This is a genomic window from Luteibacter sp. NPDC031894, from assembly GCF_050273135.1.
In the GTDB taxonomy this organism is placed as follows: domain Bacteria; phylum Pseudomonadota; class Gammaproteobacteria; order Xanthomonadales; family Rhodanobacteraceae; genus Luteibacter.
Map to the genome: position 1 here is coordinate 1,197,155 of NZ_JBNNMV010000001.1, position 18,114 is coordinate 1,215,268.

The following is an 18,114-nucleotide window of genomic DNA, read 5'->3' on the forward strand; positions in this document are numbered from 1 at the left end:
CTTCCTTCGTATCGAAGAACAGGTAGCACATTTTCCCGCCTGCCGCCCGATGTGGCAGACAGCAAAATCCGACCTCGACGCGAGCGTGGCTTCCTCCCCCGCTCTCAAGCGCGCTGCTATCCTCGCGCAGCCCGGCAGGAGCCGGATGAATCCAAGGGGAAAGAGCAATGATTGCCCGTCGCACCGTCCTGTTGTCCGCCACCATCGTCGCGGCACTCGGCCTCGTCGCCTGCCATAAGAAAGACGACGCCACGCCAGCCGATCCGAAGGCCGTCGCCGCCGCGCAAGCCGCCATCGCCGCGCCCGCCTGGATGCGCCAGCACCTGCCCGCGCAGACGGTCGCTTACCTGCGTATTCCCTCGCCATGGGCGATGCTCGGCGGCGTGCCGTCAGGCCGGCCATTGGACGCCGCGCTGTCGACGAAGGCGCACCTGGACGCCATCGCCCGCATTCGCGAAGGCATGGCAAAGGACAAGGTGCTCGCCGACCTGAAGATCGCGCCGCTGGTGAACCTGCTGCTCGGCGACCTTCGTTCGTCGGTCGAGGTCGCGCTGGTCGATCCCCTTGGCATCCCCGCTCCGACATCGCGCGCGGTGGTCACCGCCGTCCTCGACTATCCGTCGGTGGCCGCGCTCAACGCGCGCGTCGCCACGCTTGGCGGCACCTCGCCCCTGCTGGCGGCACCGCTCGATGCGCAAGGCTATGGAAGACTCGCCGGCGGCGGCGCCATTCGCTATGACGCGGTCACGCATCGCCTGTGGATCACCCAGGCGGCCCAGGCGCCCAGCGACAAGGCGGTCCTCGACGAGGTCGTCGCCTCGTTCGATAAGGCGACACCCGCAACGGTGCCCGCGACACTGACCGCGCTCGAGGCTCGCATCGATGTCTCCGGCGAAGGACTGTTCGGCTGGGTCGTCGTGCGCGGCATCGGCGGCGTGGCCGCGGCGCAGGCGGGCGATTCGCCGCTCGGGCGGTTGCCCGCCGATCTCGCCTCGAAGACGGATGCCATCGCGTTCGGTGGGGGCACGGTCGACGGGCGCGCGCAGTTCCGCGTGATCGCCCACGCACCCCAGGCTCGCCTGCTGCAGTACCTCGCACCGTCGTCGTTCGCCCCGACGCTGAAGAGCGTGGGCGAACCGCATTGGGCCATGACGCTGTCCCTGCCCGACGCAAAGACGTACAAGGGCTTCGAAGACAACCTCAACCTCGATTTCGGAGCAGATGCCGCTAAGGCGTACCGCGCATCCATCGGCAAGATGCAGGCGCGCTACGATGCCGGCCCCAACGACTGGTTCCGCTGGTTCGGTCCCGAGTTCCTCGTGTTCTCCGACGATGCGGGTCTGTTCTACGCCATGCGCACGCCGGATCGAAAGGACTGGTACGCGCGAATCGAAAGCATGGGCGCCAAGGGCTGGAAAAGCGGCGTCACCACCGTGGACGGCACCGAGGTGCACTGGATGTCCATGCCGGGCCCGGGCGAGGACGACCTTCCTCCCGGAACCGACCCATCGCTCAAACCGCTGATGGCGTTGATGACGCGATTCGGCGGGCGTTCTTATTGGGTCGAGGATGGCGACTGGGTGGTGATGGCCAAGGTGCCGCAGGCGCTTTCCGATCGTGCCGCCGCCAAGCCGGACACCTCACTGGACGACTGGTTCAAGGCGCGCGCCTACCCCGGTGGCCGCACACTGTTCGGCTATACCGCCACGAGCCGCGATGCGCAGCGCGAAGCCTACTACTCGTACATCCAGGTGCTCCAGATCCTCGGTGGCGCGGTGGGGGCGGATGTCGACGTCGCCGGCCTGCCCTCGGCGCACACGTTGCACCTGCCTGAAAAGGGCGTGCTCGGCGCGGCGGTCGAGGTGGACCGCGACACCCTGGCCGTGTCGCTCACCTGGGAGCAGAGCCCGGTCGAACTGGTTGGCGAGGTCGGGGGCATGGGTGCCATTGCCGGCGTCGCCATCGTCGCAGCGATCGCCGTCCCGCAGTACCAGGAGTACACGCTGCGCAGCCAGGTCGCCGGCGCGCTCGGCGCCGCGGATGCCGCCAAGGCGGCCGTCGCCCAGCGCCGGCAGGCGACGGGCAAGTTCCCGGCGAACAATGCCGCCGCCGGCCTCGGGTCGCCCGCCAGCCTCGGCAACGACTATGCCGGTGCCGTCGAAGTGGGCCCGGGCGGCGAGATCGTCGTCACGATGGATGCGAACCCGCCGCACAAGGCCGACGCCCGGCTGGCCTCGGCCACGCTCGTGCTCACGCCCCGGGTGGAGGGGCATGCGATCTCGTGGGGCTGTTCCGGCGAAGGCGTGGAGCAGAAGTACCTGCCGGCCCAATGCCGCGACGAGCCGCTGACGCCCTGATCGACCCGGCCGGGGCTGCCCCGAGGCAGTCCTGGCCGGTCATGCGGACGTCTCCATTTTCCTTTATAATCGGCGGCTTCCCATACCAAAGAGGTGCACCGGCTGAAGGCCGGCGCATGACGCATGTCGATCGAATTCCTGCGCAATATCGCCATCGTGGCTCACGTCGACCACGGCAAGACCACCCTCGTCGATCAGCTCCTCAAGCAGTCCGGCACGCTCAACGAGCGAACCGTGCTTGCCGAGCGCGTGATGGATTCGAATGACCAGGAAAAGGAGCGTGGCATCACGATCCTGGCCAAGAACACGGCCATCACCTGGGAAGACAAGAAGAAGGGCGTCAAGAACCGCATCAACATCGTCGACACCCCGGGACACGCCGACTTCGGTGGCGAGGTGGAGCGCGTGCTGTCGATGGTCGACACCGTACTGATCCTCGTCGACGCGATGGACGGCCCGATGCCGCAGACGCGCTTCGTCACGCAGAAGGCGTTCGCGATGGGCTTCAAGCCGATCGTCGTCGTCAACAAGGTCGACCGTCCGGGCGCCCGTCCGGAGTGGGTGGTCGAGCAGGTGTGGGACCTCTTCGCGAAACTCGGCGCGACCGATGAGCAGATGGACTTCCCGATCGTCTACGCCTCCGCGCTCAACGGTTACGCCTCGCTCGACGAGAACGTTCGCGAAGGCGACATGACCCCGCTGTACGAAGCGATCATGCAGCACGCGCCGAAGCCGGACGTCGATCCCGAGGGCGCGTTCCAGATGCGCATCAGCCAGCTGGACTACAACAACTTCGTCGGCGTCATCGGTATCGGTCGCATCCAGCGCGGCACCCTGAAGAAGGGCATGCCGGTCGCCGTGATCGATCGCGAAGGCAAGAAGCGCCAGGGCAAGGTCGTCCAGGTGCTGGGCTTCCTCGGCCTCGAGCGCATCGAGCAGGATTCCGCCGAAGCGGGCGACATCGTCGCCATCTCGGGCATTCCCGAGCTGACGATTTCGGACACCGTCACCTCGCTGGACGTGCCGGAAGCGCTTCCGCCGTTGAGCGTCGACGAGCCGATGATCAGCATGACCTTCCAGGTCAACAACTCCCCGTTCGTCGGCCACAAGGACCTTTCCGGCGGCAAGTTCCTGACCAGCCGCCAGCTGCGTGAGCGCCTCGACCGCGAGAAGGTGCACAACGTGGCCCTGCGCGTGGAAGACGGCTCCGATGCCGACAAGTTCCTGGTCTCGGGTCGCGGCGAACTGCATCTCTCGGTGCTTATCGAGAACATGCGCCGTGAAGGCTACGAGCTCGCCGTGTCGCGTCCGGAAGTCATCATCAAGGAAATCGACGGCCAGAAGATGGAGCCGATCGAGGAACTGGTGATCGACGTCGAGGAAATCCACCAGGGTGGCGTCATGGAGCGCCTGGGCATCCGCAAGGGTGAACTGAAGAACATGGTGTCGGACGGCAACGGCCGCGTTCGCCTCGAGTATGAAATCCCGGCTCGCGGCCTGATCGGCTTCCAGAACCAGTTCAAGACCCTGACCCAGGGTTCGGGCCTGTTGTTCCACGTGTTCAAGCATTACGGTCCGTACACGCCCGCTCCGATCGCCAAGCGCCAGAACGGCGTCATGATCGCGAACGCCCCGGGCACCACGCCGGCCTACTCGCTCGGCCCGCTCCAGGAGCGCGGCAAGCTGTTCGCCGCCGAGGGCGACTCGGTGTACGAAGGCCAGCTGATCGGCATCCATGCGAAGGACAACGACCTCACGGTCAACGCGATCAAGCCGAAACCGCTGACCAACATGCGCGCATCGGGCAAGGACGACGCCATCCAGCTGACCCCGGCCACGAAGTTCACGCTGGAGCAGGCACTGGACTTCATCGACGACGACGAACTCGTCGAGGTGACGCCGAAGGAAATCCGCATGCGCAAGAAGCACCTGACGGAAAACGATCGCAAGAAGGCGTCGCGCGGCCAGGGTTGATCCCCGGTTTGCTGCGATGACGAAAGGCCCGGCGAAAGCCGGGCCTTTTGGTTGTGGGCGCCGCCGTGTTCAGGAACGGTCGGAGGCCGTGCCCGTCTGTCCCGTCAGCTTCGTCAGCAACTCGATCTGCTCCTGCTGTGTCGCGATCAGGGTCGCCAGCTGGATCGCGCAGATCTGGTCCAGGCGATCGTGCAGGCCCATGATTTCGAGCTCGGCCTTCAGGTTCACCTTGTAATCGTTGGCGGCATCGAGCCGGTCCATCGCCGCCTGCCGGTTCTGGCTCATCATGATCACCGGCGCCTGCACCGCCGCGAGCATCGACAGGAGCAGGTTGAGGAAGATGTACGGATACGGATCGAACGGCTTGTGCAGCACGTACGTATTCAGGCCCGTCCACAATGCCAGGCATCCCGCGAAGATGAGGATGAAGGTCCACGAGCCACCGAAGCGCGAGACGTTGTCCGCCAGGCGCTGGCCAAACGTGAGGTCCGAACGGAACTCGGCGTTCACGTCCTGGGAGACGACCTTCCGCTGCGCGAGCTTTTCGAGGATCCGTTGCTCGGCATGACCGAGATCATCGATGCCTTTCGAGAACCAGCGGTGGGCCGACTGGTCGGTGCTTTGTTCGTTGTGTGCCACGGCGGTCTCCAGGGTCGATAGGCGCGGCACGCAAGCTAGCACGCGTGGCTTTCCCGGGCCTTGTCGGGCCTTGTCGTGACACGCCGTGCCATGCCCGCCGTCAGCGACGGGATGAGGCCGTGCGGCTCACGAATGGCGGCATGGCGGCGTCCGCGGCGCGCACGGCGCTTTCCATCTCGCCCCGAAAGCGCGGGAGGAACTGCGGGTATTCGCGGCGGACGAAGTCGATGAGTCCCTCGCGCACCTTGCAGCGCAGGTCCCACGATTTGCCCGAGTCCGGAGAACTCACCAGGGCCCGCAACTGCATCGCCTTCTCGTTGCTGTCCACGACCTGCAGGATGCAGACCCGGCCGTCCCATTCCGGCGCCGATTTGCAGAGGCGTTCCAGCTCCACGCGTAACGGATCCAGCGACAGCCCGTAGTCGAACCAGAGCATCACGGAGCCGAGGATCTGCGAATTCGTGCGCGTCCAGTTCTGGAAGGGATGCTCGATGAAGTACTGGAGCGGCACGATCATCCGTCGTTCGTCCCAGATACGCACCACCACGTACGTACTGCTGATCTCCTCCACCCTGCCCCATTCGCCTTCCACGATCACGACGTCGTCGATGCGGATCGGTTGGGTCAGGGCGATCTGTATGCCGGCGATCAGGTTGCCCAGGACCGGCTTGGCGGCGAGGCCGACAGCCAGGCCCGCCAGGCCGGCCGATGCGAGCAGGCTCGCGCCGAATTGGCGCACGGTGGGAAACGTCATCAGGGCCACGCCAATACCGAGCACCACCGCCACGACCATCGCCGTGCGGCTCAGCACGCGCACCTGTGTCTGCAGTCGGCGCGCGCGCAGGTTGTCCGCAAGGTCGATCGGATTGAACCGCGAGACCGCCGCCTCGAGCGCGCCCAGGCAACGCACGACGAACCATGTGCACGCGACGATGAGCCCCACGCCCAGCACGTGCTCCAATCCACGGATCCACCGCGCGGGTTCATCCGGCGCGGCGCGAAAGGCGAGCAGCAAGGTGACGAGGGGAATCATCGCCTCCGACGGCGCGTTGGCCCTGGCGACGATGGAGGCACCCATGGGATGGCGCACGGCGAAGCGGCGCAAGAGTGCTTGCACGATGCGGCGAAGAAAACCCGCGGCAGCCAGCGCGATAACGACGATCAGCGCGAAGCGCGTCCACGGATGCGCGAAGTCCAGCATCCAGTCGGGAACGTTCATGGCTTCCTAGCTTAGTCACGCGGATGTCGATGTAGAGTGTGCGCATGACGAGCCACCGCACCACCGAGGACTTCGTTCTCCCCGATCTCCTGCGCCCAGGGCTGCGCGTCGTCTTCTGCGGAACAGCTGCCGGCACGCGGTCGGCACGGGACGGCGCGTATTACGCGCATCCGGGAAACATGTTCTGGCGCACGCTCGTCGCCGTCGGGCTGACACCGCGCCTGCTCGCTCCGGCGGAATATCCCTTGTTGCCGACCTTCGGCATCGGTCTCACCGACCTTTCGAAATTCCACTACGGGAACGACGCCGAACTGCCTGTCGACGCATTCGACGTCGCGGCGTTGCGCAGCAAGGTCGAGCATTTCGCGCCGCGCGTCATCGCGTTCACGAGCAAGCACGGTGGCACCGCCGCGCTCGGCAAGGGCATCACTTACGGCTTGCAGGCCGCACGCTTCGGCGGTGCGATGACCTTCGTGCTGCCCTCACCCTCGGGACAGGCGCGGCGCTCCTGGGACCTGCGCCGATGGCAAGCGATGGCGGACGAAGTGGCCGCTCAGCTGCCCGGCGTGGAACGATAGGCGCGCACATCGCCGGGCGAGACGGATGCCGCCTTGTTCGACCATGCCTGACGGATATAAGTCACCACGGCCGCCGCGTCGTCGTCGCTCAGCTTCTGCGAGAACGGCGGCATCGAATACGGGCGCGGGTTGTCCGTCGTGGCGGGCGCGAATCCGCCTGACAGCACGATGCGGATGGTATTGATGCCCGTCGGTTCGGTCACTGAGCCATTGCCGTCCAGCGGCGGATACGCATCGCCCTTGCCGCGTCCATCGGCGGCATGGCAGGTCGCGCACTGCTCCGTGTATACCTTCGCGCCGCGCATCGCCAGCTCGCGGGCGTCGGCCGCCGACTCACGCCGGCGCGGCGCGTCACGATCGGGCAGCGACTTCAGGTAGGTCGCCATCGCCGCAAGATCGCCATCGTCGAGGTGCTGCGTGCTGCGCATGACGACCTCCGCCATCGGACCGAAAGCCGTGCCCCTGGCGGAACGCCCGGTCTTCAGCAACGCGACGACGTCGGCCTCCGTCCAGCCCGCCAGTCCCCCGTTAGCACCCATCGAAAGGTCGGGCGCGTACCAGTTCTGTACCGGCACCACGCCGCCGGCGAGGAAAGGCTCCCGCACCATCGCGCCGAAGCTGTTGCGACGCGCATGGCATTCGTTGCAATGGCCGATGCCCTCCACGAGGTAGGCGCCGCGGTTCCACGCGGCCGAACGCTTGGGATCGGGCGTGTATTCGCCTTCGTCGAAGTACAGCGTGCGCCACGCCGCCATCAACGGGCGCATGCGGTAAGGCCAGCGCAGGGTGTTGGGCGTGGCGACGTTCTTCACCGGGGCCAGGCTGCGCAGGTACGCGAAGATCGCATCGACATCCGCTCGCGTCGCCTTCGTATACGAGGTGAAGGGGAACGCCGGATAAAGCGACCTGCCGTCATGCCCCACGCCAGAATGCATCGCCCGATAAAAGTCGTCGGCGGACCACGCACCGATGCCGGTGTCCCGGTCCGGCGTCAGGTTGGGAGCGGGAATGGCACCGAACGGCGTCGGCAGGACACGTCCGCCCGCAAACGGTTGCCCGCTGCGCGAGGTGTGGCAGGCGGCACAGTCGCCGAGGGTGGCAAGGTACTTGCCGCGCTCGACATCCGTGGCGGCGCATGTGGCCGTGGTGGCGAGCAACAGCGCGAGCCATGCGAAGAGACGGGAGGACGTGGTCATCGGTCAGCCTCCCAGCACGCCGCAGTGCAGCGGCGGCTTGACGCTGCCCGCCGGTTCCGCGTGCGCGTCCGCCGGCACCGGGCGTTGCGCGAGCCACGCGGCCACGGCGCTGATGTCCGAATCGCTCAGCCTGCCCGCGATCGTCGCCATGCAATCGGGCGCGACGGTGCTACGGGTGTCCGTGCGCCATGCGCCTAGCTGTGCGCTGATGTAGTCGTAAGGAAGGCCCACCAGGCCCGGGGTGTCGGGCTGTACGCCGGTGAGGTTCGGGCCATGGCAGGCCATGCAGGCAGGCACGCCGCGTGACGGATCGCCCTGCGTCGCCAGCCGCTCGCCCCGCGCCATCGCCGCGGGCGTCGTCGGAGGCACCGGATGCGGCGCATAAGGCACGTCCTGGCTGGCGAAGTACTCGGCGATCTCGCGCATGTAGGCATCGGTGAGCGGCGCCACCATGTACTCCATGATGTCGTAATGGCGCAGGCCGCGCTGGAAGTCTTGCATCTGCCGATGCAGGTAGCCCGCCGGCTTGCCGGCGAGGCGGGGATTGAAACCGTTGTCCCCGCCTTCCCCGTGCTCACCGTGGCAACTGGTGCAGGCGGCGATGCGCTGCGCCAGCGTGTCCGGCACGGCCGGTGCATCCACGGCAGGCGCGGATGTGGCGCAGAGCACGGCGGCCGCGACGAGCAACCCGTGGAAGAGACGACGCATGTGGCACTCCCTGGCGAGACGGTGGCGCACCCCTGGTGGCTGCGCCGGAGCGTGGCATCGGGGAGTATATGCCGTCGCTGGCCCGGTTAAGATGAGCCTGCGACTCTTCGTCCAATCCGGGGGAATACCGATGCAGCATCGCTGGACCAGGCCATTCGTCCTCGCGGCCACCATGGCGCTATCGTTCCAGGCCACCATCGCCTACGCCCGCGCGCCCGGTGAGGACGATGCCTTCGCCTCCATCGACGGGGTACGCAAGGCGTATGCGTCGGGCGAACTGACACCCGAGGGCCTGACCCGACTGTTCCTCGATCGCATCGCCAGGATCGACAAGGCCGGACCGACGATCAACGCCGTGCTCGAGACCAATCCGGATGCCTTGGCGATCGCGCGCAAGAGCGGCACGACGGGTCCGCTCGCGGGCATTCCCATCCTGCTCAAGGACAACATCGACACGGGCGACCGCATGATGACCAGCGCCGGATCGCTGGCGCTCACGATGAAGCCCGCGCCGCGCGATTCCGAGGTTGCCGCCCGCCTGCGCAAGGCCGGCGCGATCATCCTAGGGAAGGCCAACCTCAGCGAATGGGCCAACATGCGCTCCAACCACGCGACCAGCGGCTGGACCGGTCGCGGCGGCCTCACCGTCAATCCGTATGTGCTCGATCGCAATGCCTGCGGCTCGAGCGCGGGTTCGGGCGCCGCCATCGCCGCCGGACTCGCCACCGTGGCGATCGGCAGCGAAACGGACGGCTCGATCATTTGTCCCGCGTCGATGACCGGACTGGTCGGCATCAAGCCCACGGTCGGACTCGTCAGCCGCACGGGCATCGTGCCCATTTCGCACAGCCAGGACACCGCGGGACCCATGGCACGCAGCGTCAGGGACGCGGCGATCGTGCTCGGTGCCATCGCCGGCAGCGACCCGCGCGATCCAGCCACCGCGGAAGCCGACAAGCACGCCACCGACTACACGAAGTTCCTCGATCCGAACGCGCTGCGCGGCAAGCGCATCGGTGTCGTGCGGCAACTCGCGGGCATCGAACCCAACGCCGACCGCGCACTCGAACACACCATCGCCCTGCTCAAGGCGCAGGGAGCGACGGTCGTCGACAACGTTGAAATTCCGCATCTGAAGGAGCTGAGCGAGCACGAGATCGACGTACTGCTCTACGAGTTCAAGCACGATATCGCCGCTTACCTCGCGACCCGCCCCGACCAGCCGATGAAGACGCTCGCCGACCTGATCGCCTTCAACAAACGCGAGGCGGCAAAGGAAATGCCGTGGTTCGGGCAGGAGCTGTTCCTCGCCGCGGAAGCGAAAGGTGGGCTGGACGATCCGAAGTACATCGCGATGCGCGACAAGAACAAGCGCCTCGCCGGCCCCGAAGGCATCGACGCCGCGCTGAAGAAAGACAAGCTGGATGCCCTGCTCGCACCTGGCTGGGGCCCGGCATTCGTTAACGACCTCGTGCTGGGCGATCACGTGGTCAGCGGCGACCCGACGGTCGGTGGCGTATCGGCTCCAGCGGCCATCGCGGGTTATCCGTCGATCACCCTGCCCGTCGAGTTCGCGCATGAACTGCCGATCGGCGTGGTGTTCTTCGGTGCGAAGTGGAGCGAGCCGACGCTTATCGCCATTGCCTACGGCGTGGAGCAGAAGGCGAACGCCTTCCGCCGGCCGACCTTCCTGCCGACACTGCCGCTGCGTTGAACTGCCGACGTTAGATAGCCGACTCTCGCTTGCTCGGTGGGAGCCGACCCTGTCGGCGATGGGACGAAGCAAGGTCTTGCACCTTGTCGCGAGCACCCATCGCGGACAGGGTCCGCTCCCACCGAGCCCGCGTCACCGAGCCGGCGTCAGCGAGCCGGCGTCAGCGAGCCCGGATCAGGCCGGTGCGGAGCTCTTGTTCGTGAACTCGCGCACGATAGGTGCCAGCTTCGGGTCTTCCATGGCCATCGCCATCGTGGCGCGTACCAGGCCGGCCTTGTTACCGCAGTCGAAGCGTGTGCCTTCGAAGCGATAGGCGAGGACCTTGCCCTTGTCCTTCAGCAGGTTCTCGATCGCGTCGGTGAGCTGGATTTCGCCGCCCGCGCCTTCCTTCGTGTTCCTCAGGTACTCGAAGATCTCGCACGGGAGGACGTAGCGGCCGACCACCGCGAGGTTGGAGGGAGCATCGGCCGGCTTCGGCTTTTCCACCATGTGCGTGATGACGGTGGCGCGGTCGCTGAGCTGTTGCGTCGCGTCGACGATGCCGTACTTGTCGGTGTCGTTCTCCGGCACCTCCTCGACGGCGATGACGCCGGCGTCATGGGCATCGGCGACCTCGGCCATCTGGCGCAGCGCGCCCTTGCCCTTGGTCCAGATCAGGTCGTCCGGGAGCATGACGCCGAAGCGTTCGTTGCCCACGACAGGCGCGGCGCGCAGCACGGCGTCGCCGAGGCCGAGGGCCTCCGGCTGGGTGACGAACACGCAGCGGACATGGCGCGGAAGGATGCCGCGCAGGATGGAGAGCAACTCCTCCTTGTTCTTCTCGGCCAGCTTTTCCTCGAGCTCGTACGCCTTGTCGAAATAGTCGGCGATCGCGTGCTTGTAGCGGTTGGTGACGAACACCAGCGTATCGGCGCCCGCGTCGACGGCCTCGTCCACCGCGTACTGGATCAGCGGACGGTCCAGCACGGGGAGCATTTCCTTGGCCACTACCTTCGTCGCGGGAAGGAACCGCGTACCGAGGCCGGCTACGGGAAATACGACCTTGCGCAGGGGTTGGGTCATGCAATGTCTCCACTTTCGTTTCGGCGTAGCGGCAGCACGTTGTCGGTCTGCGGCTCGCTCCAACGGAAGGACGGCAGCAACTGCGACACGCACCGGCGCAGGGTTTCTTCATCGAACGCGGCCACGGCCTCCTCGGCACGTGCCAGCTGCGTCTGCAGCAGTTCCCAGGACACTTGGCGATGCTGGGCCTGGAAGATCTTCGCGTGGGTCGTGCTCGTGTAGTTCTCCAGCGGGTGGAACAGTTCCTCGAACAACTTCTCGCCGGAGCGCAGCCCCGTGTACACGATCTGGATGTCCGAACCAGGCCGCTTGCCCGCCAGGCGAATCATCTGCTCGGCGAGGTCGCGGATTTTCACCGGGTCGCCCATGTCGAGCGCGAAGATCTCGCCGCCCTTGCCGAGGCTCGCCGCCTGAAGGATCAACTGGCAGGCCTCGGGAATGGTCATGAAATAGCGCGAGATCTCCGGATGGGTGATCGTCACTGGCCCGCCCTGGCGAATCTGCCGGCGGAACAACGGGACCACCGAACCGGCGGAATCCAGGACATTACCGAAACGCACCGTAATGAAACGTGTCGAAGTATGCGCTGCGAGGTTCTGGCACCAGATCTCGGCCATGCGCTTGCAGGCGCCCATCACGGACGTGGGGTTCACCGCCTTGTCGGTGGAAATCAGCACGAAGGATTCGGCGCCACAACGCACCGCGGCGTCCGCCACGATGCGCGTACCGAGCACGTTGTTGCGGAACGCCTCGCGCAGCTGGCTCTGCAGCATGGGCACGTGCTTGTACGCCGAGGCATGGAAGACGATCTGCGGCTGCGTTTCCTCGAACAGGCGATTGACCGCCGTCGCGTCGCGCGCATCGGCCAACACGCCGTTGAAGATCAGCTCGGGATAGGCCGAGGTCAGTTCCTGCCCGATGCGGTAGAGGTTGTACTCGGACATCTCCACCACGGTGAGGGAACTCGCGCCGAGGCGGGCGACCTGGCGGCAAAGTTCCGAACCGATCGAGCCGCCGCCGCCGGTGACCAGCACGCGCCGGCCGCTGAGGTTCTCGCGGATCGCCGTCCAGTCCAGCTCCACCGCGTCGCGGCCGAGCAGGTCCTCGATGGCGACTTCCTTGATCTCGTTGAACTGCGCACGTCCCGCGACCACGTCTTCGAGGCGCGGCACGGTACGGAACGGCAGCCCGGTGCTTTCACAGAAGGCGACGATCCGGCGCATCTGCGCGGTGGTCGCGCCCGGCACCGCGATGAGCAGCATCTGTACCGCCACCGCCTTGGACAGTTCGGCCAGCTGGTCGACGGTCCCGAGGACGGGGATGCCGCCGATCTGCGCGCCGCGCAGGGCCAGGTTGTCGTCGACGAAGCCGATCACGCTGTAACGGCTGTCGCGACGGAGGTCGCGCGACAGTGCCTCGCCGGCCCGGTCCGCGCCGACGATCAGCACGCGCTTGGTCGGTACGGACTGGAACAGGTCGATCCGGCTGTCCTTCCAGAAGCGATAGCTGAGCCGCGGAAGGCCCAGCAGCACCACGAGGACCACGGGATAGACCAGCAACACCGAGCGCGGCACGCCGTCCAGGCGCGCATACATGACCATGGCGAGGCCGATGATCAGGGCGCCGATCACGGTGGCGCGGATGATGTTCCACAGGTCGGGCAGGCTGGCGAAGCGCCATACCCCCTTGTACAGGCCGGTCCAGTTGAACACCGCGCCCTGCACCAGCAAGACGATGGGGAATTCCATCGGCAGGTAAGTTACCGGCGCGAGGTCCGGCATCAGCGCATAACGCAGCGCCTTGGCGATCCACCACGCCAATGCGGACATGGCGAGGTCGTGGGCGACGACCGCCGTACGGGGATGGATGATGCCGATGAACTTACGCAGAAACATGTCGCTCCCTTCGACGCAAGCCGTAACGCTTGCCAGTACGCCAGACCGCTGCTCCCAACAGGTACACCACCCCGAAGCACGCGGGCGCCGCCGCTGGCAAGCGGAACGCGATCCATGCGACGGGAATGCAGACGAGTACGTTCCATGCGAGGTAGCCCGTGGCCACCTTCCGATGTGACGCCCCCCGTCTCACGAGCCACTGATAAAGGTGTTCGCGGTGCGGAGTGTACCAGCGGGCACCGCGCAGCATTCGCACGAGCAGCGTCAAGGTCGCGTCGACGACGAACGCGGACGAAAAGATCAACGCCGGCCACAGCAAATTCGTGCGAAAACCCCACAACATCGCGGACATCGCAAAAACCATCAGTCCCAGCGTGCCGCTGCCCACGTCGCCCATGAATATCCTGGCGGGTGAGCGGTTGAACCACCAGAAACCGAGGGCCGCCGCCGCCATGGCGAGCCCCGCGATGGCAATGGCCGGGTTCCCCGCGGCCCAGGCAAGCGCGGCCGACGCGGCTCCGAAGAACATCGCCTGCTGCGCCGCCAAGCCATCGATCCCGTCCATGAAATTGTGCAGGTTGATGCACCAGACGCCCGCCAGCAGCAAAGGGATCGACCAGAGGAGGCTGGTCGTACCCGAAGCGACGGCGATGCAGAAAAGCAGCGTGGCCGCCAATTGGATCAGCAGGCGCGGCCGGATCGGGAGCGACCCGTGGTCGTCGAGCCAGCCAATCGCCGCCACGGCGATGACGGCCACGGTGAAGGCGCCCACGGTCGCCGCACCCGGCGAGCCCGGCAGGAGCAGCAAGCTGGCCGGCATGCCCACCAGGGCACCGAGGACGATACCTATCCCACCGCCGCGGGGCGTCGGCATGGTGTGCGAGCGCCGACGACCGGGGGCATCGACCATCCCCCGGCGCCGGGCATAGGCGATCGCCAGCCGCACGCTTGCGAAGGCAACGAGGAAGGCAGCCACGACGCAGCCGATCGACACGGACCCCGCATCGGCAAGGGCCGGCGTCATTCGTTGGCCACGCCGTGGATCGGCCGGACGGTACCCCAGCTCTTGCAGCTGGGACACTGCCAGTGGTGCGCCTTCGCGCCGAAACCGCAGCGGCTGCAGCGGTACATCGCCTGCCCTTCGAGCAGCTTGCGCGTGAGGTCGCGGAGGATCAGGTAGTTCTCGCGCGCCTCGCCCGAGACCTTGTCCATCGTCGCGTCGATCAGCGCCATCAGACCGCGCACGGACGGCCGCTTGCGTAGCTGGCCGGTGAGGAAGTCGATGGCCACGCGCTCGCCATCCCGACCGTCGTACAGGCGGGTGAGCGCGAGTACCGGCGAGATGCCGTGGTAGCGTTCCATGATCTCGCGGAGGAAAGCTTCCGCACGGTCCATCTGCTGCGAACGCGCATAGCAGTTCAGCAGGGGCGGCAGGATCTCGGGAACGAAGGCGATGTCCGCGGCGATGGCGGCCTCGTACGACGCGATGGCCTGCTCCAGCTCGCCGTCTTCCGACGATAGCCGGCCGGCGATCATATGGGCGCGGACGCAATCCTGCTGGCAAGCGAAGGCGTCGCGGATATAGTCGCGCGCCTCGGTGCGGGCGCCGTGCTGTCGCGACTGCTCGGCGAGTTCGCAATAGAACTGGGCGATCATCGCCGACTCGTCCTCGCCGGTCATCGTTTCCAAGCGGCGCGCATGGTCGATCGCCTTGTGCCATTCGCGCTCGTGCTGGTAGATCGCGATGAGGTGACGCAAGGCCGACGGTGCCAGGGCGTCCATGGCCACCAGATCGGAGAACAGCGTCTCCGCACGGTCGAGCAGACCGGCTCGCATGTAGTCCTCGCCCAACTCGAGCAGGGCCACCGTCTTCATCTCATCGGACAGTCCCTGGCGCGACACAAGGTGCTGGTGCAGGCGGATCGCCCGGTCCACCTCGCCGCGCTTGCGGAAGAGGTTGCCCAGCGCGAGGTGGGTCTCGACCGTGTCCCGGTTGTATTCGGCCAGGCGCAGGAAGACCTCCAGCGCCTTGTCCTGCTCCTCGTTGAGCAGGTAGTTCAGGCCCCGGAAGTAGTCGGAGGAAAGCTCGTTGACGCGTTCGCCGGACCGGCGCACGTGGCTCCGGCGGGCGAGCCACCAGCCGCAGGCGAAAGCCAGGGGAGGAACGAGCGCCAGCAACCAGATCGGATTCATGCGGTCGTCGCGTTCTCTACCTTGCGCGCGCCCCGCTCCCGGCGACGCCGGCGCCGATGCCCCAGCGAGGTACCCAGCCAGGCGGTGATGCCGCCCAGGATCCAGCCCACCAGCACGGCGGACAGCATGGCCCCGCCCTTGGGCAGCGACAGCTGCGCGAAGCCCAGGTCGAAGGACGCCAGGTCGGCGTTCAACGCGCCGAAAACCACGCCGGCGGCGACGAACAACAACAGGAAAATGATGACAATCAGACGCATCCGGCGACTCTACCCGAATCCTGAATAACGTGGTGCTACGTGGTTGGCTTTCCATACAGCTTCGCCGGCACGGACGTGGGGTAGGTGCCTGGAAAAGCCATGGCGGTTGCCAAAAAAAACGCCGCGTGATTACGCGGCGTCGGTGCCCTCGATAAGGTTCACGCGTTCGCGTAGTTCCTTGCCGGGCTTGAAATGCGGGACGTGCTTGCCCGGGAGGGCCACGGCCTCGCCGGTCTTGGGATTGCGGCCCATGCGCGGCGGACGGAAGTGCAGCGCGAAGCTGCCGAAGCCGCGGATCTCGATGCGCTCACCCGTCGACAAGGCATGGCTCATCTGTTCCAGCACGCTCTTAACGGCGAGTTCCACGTCGCTGAAGGCAAGGTGGGTCTGGCGCCGCGCCAGCGCCTCGATCAGTTCCGACTTTGTCATGGGTCCCCTGGTGGTTCTCGAGCTGACGCAATGATCTGTCAAACAACAGCGAGGGGCGGGATCGCCGCCCCTCGCCCGACGGTTAGTCGGCCTTGTTCATCTGTTCCTTGAGGAGCGCGCCGAGCTTGGTCGTGCCACCGGCGGCGGACTGGTAGTCGGCCATGGTGTCGGCCAGCTCTTCCTCGTCCTTCGCGCGGATCGACAGCTGGAGCTGACGGCCCTTGCGATCCATGCCCGTGAACTTCGCCTCGACGGCGTCGCCCACCTTCAGGTACTGGGTGGCGTCGTCCACGCGTTCCTTCGCGATGTCGTTCGCGCGGATGTAACCCTCCACGCCTTCGCCCAGGTCGATGATCGCGCCCTTGGCGTCGACTTCGCGGACCGTGCCGTTCAGGACCGTGCCGCGCGGATTCGTGGCCATGAACTGGCCGAACGGATCCTGCTCCATCTGCTTGATGCCGAGGGAGATGCGCTCGCGCTCCGGATCGACGGCCAGGACCACGGCCTCGACTTCGTCGCCCTTCTTGAAGTTGCGAACGAGGTCTTCACCCGAGGCCTGCCACGAGATGTCGGACAGGTGGACGAGACCGTCGATGCCGCCTTCCAGGCCGATGAAGATGCCGAAGTCGGTGATCGACTTGATCTGACCGGAGACCTTGTCGCCCTTCTTGTGCATGGCGGCGAAGGCTTCCCACGGATTCGAGCGGGTCTGCTTGATACCGAGGGAGATACGACGACGCTCTTCATCCACGTCGAGGACCATGACTTCCGTCTCGTCACCGACCTGGACAACCTTGGCCGGATTGACGTTCTTGTTGGTCCAATCCATTTCGGACACGTGCACCAGGCCTTCGACGCCCGGCTCGATCTCGACGAAGCAGCCGTAATCGGTGACGTTGGAGACCTTGCCGAACAGGCGGCTGCCGACCGGGTAGCGGCGGGCGATGGCGACCCACGGGTCGTCGCCGAGCTGCTTGAGGCCGAGCGACACGCGGTTGCGCTCGCGGTCGTACTTGAGCACGCGGACGTCCAGCTCGTCGCCGACGTTGACGACTTCCGACGGGTGACGCACACGCTTCCACGCCATGTCGGTGATGTGCAGCAGGCCGTCGATGCCGCCGAGGTCGACGAACGCGCCGTAATCGGTGAGGTTCTTCACCACACCCTTCACGACCGCGCCTTCCGTCAGGCGCTCGAGCAGCTTCTCGCGCTCTTCCGAGAACTCCGTCTCGACGACCGCACGGCGGCTGACGACGACGTTGTTGCGCTTGCGATCGAGCTTGATGATCTTGAACTCGAGGTCCTTGCCCTCGAGGTAGACCGGGTCACGGACCGGACGCACGTCGACCAGGGAGCCCGGCAGGAATGCGCGGACGTCCTTGATGTCGACCGTGAAGCCGCCCTTGACCTTGCCGGAGATCTTGCCGGTGATGGTCTCTTCCTTGTCGAACGCCTGCTCGAGGTCGTCCCACACCATCGAACGCTTGGCCTTCTCACGGGAGAGCTTGGTCTCGCCGAAGCCGTCTTCGAGCGCGTCGAGCGCGACCTTGACCTCGTCGCCCACTTCCACTTCCAGCGCGCCGGACTCGTCCTTGAACTGCTCGATGGGGACGATGCCTTCGCTCTTCAGGCCGGCGTTGATCACCACCACGTCGTTGCGGATTTCCACAACGATACCGGTGACGATGGAGCCGGGCTTCAGCTTGGAAATGGCCTGCTGGCTCTGTTCAAACAGTTCGGCAAAACTTTCAGTCATGTTGATTCCAGGGTTATGAAAGGTCGTACCCGGCGCCTGCGTACCTTCTTGATCGCAGACGAACGGGGGACCCGCCGGTCGGGGGTGCGCAGGAATGCCCGGATGGACGTCCCCTGCACCGTTGCCAAGAGCCCGCG

15 protein-coding genes are annotated in these 18,114 nt (G+C 66.2%); 4 read left to right on the plus strand and 11 right to left on the minus strand.

The features are described 5' to 3' along the window. Positions 1 to 167 precede the first annotated feature (167 nt). Complete coding sequence (locus ACQKIE_RS05760) at positions 168 to 2,357, plus strand: pilin (protein ID WP_427456679.1); 2,190 nt, start codon at positions 168 to 170, stop codon at positions 2,355 to 2,357. 123 nt (positions 2,358 to 2,480) lie between these two features. Continuing rightward, positions 2,481 to 4,331 carry a translational GTPase TypA gene (gene typA, locus ACQKIE_RS05765; RefSeq protein ID WP_427456681.1) on the plus strand — a complete coding sequence of 617 codons (1,851 nt, stop codon included), beginning with the start codon at positions 2,481 to 2,483 and terminating at the stop codon, positions 4,329 to 4,331. A 69-nt stretch (positions 4,332 to 4,400) separates the two neighbouring features. On the opposite strand, the gene ACQKIE_RS05770 is transcribed toward typA, so the two are convergent. Both ACQKIE_RS05770 and ACQKIE_RS05775 read right to left on the minus strand, forming a co-directional pair. Beyond that, a complete protein-coding gene (locus tag ACQKIE_RS05770; RefSeq protein ID WP_427456683.1) occupies positions 4,401 to 4,970 on the minus strand; it encodes a DUF1003 domain-containing protein in 570 nt (189 codons plus the stop codon). Positions 4,971 to 5,070: 100 nt separating this feature from the next. Then, entirely contained in the window at positions 5,071 to 6,189 is a 1,119-nt protein-coding gene (locus tag ACQKIE_RS05775) for a mechanosensitive ion channel family protein (RefSeq protein ID WP_427456685.1), read from the minus strand. Positions 6,190 to 6,233: 44 nt separating this feature from the next. Here ACQKIE_RS05775 and ACQKIE_RS05780 point away from each other — a divergent pair, with 44 nt between their 5' ends. Next, complete coding sequence (locus tag ACQKIE_RS05780; protein WP_427456687.1) at positions 6,234 to 6,767, plus strand: mismatch-specific DNA-glycosylase; 534 nt, start codon at positions 6,234 to 6,236, stop codon at positions 6,765 to 6,767. On the opposite strand, the gene ACQKIE_RS05785 is transcribed toward ACQKIE_RS05780, so the two are convergent. Both ACQKIE_RS05785 and ACQKIE_RS05790 read right to left on the minus strand, forming a co-directional pair. Next, positions 6,743 to 7,963, minus strand: coding sequence for a c-type cytochrome (locus tag ACQKIE_RS05785; protein ID WP_427456689.1), 1,221 nt, complete (start codon positions 7,961 to 7,963; stop codon positions 6,743 to 6,745). The genes ACQKIE_RS05780 and ACQKIE_RS05785 overlap by 25 nt on opposite strands. A gap of 3 nt (positions 7,964 to 7,966) precedes the next feature. Then, positions 7,967 to 8,671 (minus strand): c-type cytochrome, encoded by a 705-nt coding sequence (locus ACQKIE_RS05790; RefSeq protein ID WP_427456691.1) that lies wholly within the window; start codon positions 8,669 to 8,671, stop codon positions 7,967 to 7,969. A gap of 130 nt (positions 8,672 to 8,801) precedes the next feature. Between ACQKIE_RS05790 and ACQKIE_RS05795 the strand changes: the two genes are divergently transcribed. Continuing rightward, positions 8,802 to 10,385 carry an amidase gene (locus ACQKIE_RS05795; RefSeq protein WP_427456693.1) on the plus strand — a complete coding sequence of 528 codons (1,584 nt, stop codon included), beginning with the start codon at positions 8,802 to 8,804 and terminating at the stop codon, positions 10,383 to 10,385. Between the two features lie 174 nt (positions 10,386 to 10,559). Here ACQKIE_RS05795 and galU read toward each other — a convergent pair whose 3' ends face one another. The 7 genes from galU to rpsA all read right to left on the minus strand — a co-directional run bounded on the left by galU (position 10,560) and on the right by rpsA (position 17,977). Continuing rightward, positions 10,560 to 11,447, minus strand: coding sequence for a UTP--glucose-1-phosphate uridylyltransferase GalU (galU, locus tag ACQKIE_RS05800; protein ID WP_427456695.1), 888 nt, complete (start codon positions 11,445 to 11,447; stop codon positions 10,560 to 10,562). Further along, the gene (locus ACQKIE_RS05805; protein ID WP_427456697.1) at positions 11,444 to 13,342 is read right to left on the minus strand and encodes a polysaccharide biosynthesis protein; all 1,899 of its coding nucleotides are present in this window, start codon (positions 13,340 to 13,342) and stop codon (positions 11,444 to 11,446) included. Before ACQKIE_RS05805 ends, galU begins: the two co-directional genes overlap by 4 nt. Beyond that, the gene (locus tag ACQKIE_RS05810) at positions 13,329 to 14,366 is read right to left on the minus strand and encodes an MraY family glycosyltransferase (protein WP_427456699.1); all 1,038 of its coding nucleotides are present in this window, start codon (positions 14,364 to 14,366) and stop codon (positions 13,329 to 13,331) included. The genes ACQKIE_RS05805 and ACQKIE_RS05810 overlap by 14 nt, the downstream gene beginning before the upstream one ends. After that, positions 14,363 to 15,535 (minus strand): lipopolysaccharide assembly protein LapB, encoded by a 1,173-nt coding sequence (gene lapB / locus ACQKIE_RS05815; RefSeq protein WP_427456701.1) that lies wholly within the window; start codon positions 15,533 to 15,535, stop codon positions 14,363 to 14,365. The genes ACQKIE_RS05810 and lapB overlap by 4 nt, the downstream gene beginning before the upstream one ends. Next, positions 15,532 to 15,792 carry a lipopolysaccharide assembly protein LapA domain-containing protein gene (locus ACQKIE_RS05820; protein ID WP_427456702.1) on the minus strand — a complete coding sequence of 87 codons (261 nt, stop codon included), beginning with the start codon at positions 15,790 to 15,792 and terminating at the stop codon, positions 15,532 to 15,534. Before ACQKIE_RS05820 ends, lapB begins: the two co-directional genes overlap by 4 nt. A gap of 129 nt (positions 15,793 to 15,921) precedes the next feature. Then, on the minus strand, positions 15,922 to 16,221 hold the full coding sequence (locus tag ACQKIE_RS05825; RefSeq protein WP_427456704.1) for an integration host factor subunit beta: 300 nt from the start codon (positions 16,219 to 16,221) through the stop codon (positions 15,922 to 15,924). Between the two features lie 82 nt (positions 16,222 to 16,303). Next, a complete protein-coding gene (gene rpsA, locus ACQKIE_RS05830) occupies positions 16,304 to 17,977 on the minus strand; it encodes a 30S ribosomal protein S1 (protein WP_427456706.1) in 1,674 nt (557 codons plus the stop codon). Between the last annotated feature and the right edge of the window lie 137 nt (positions 17,978 to 18,114).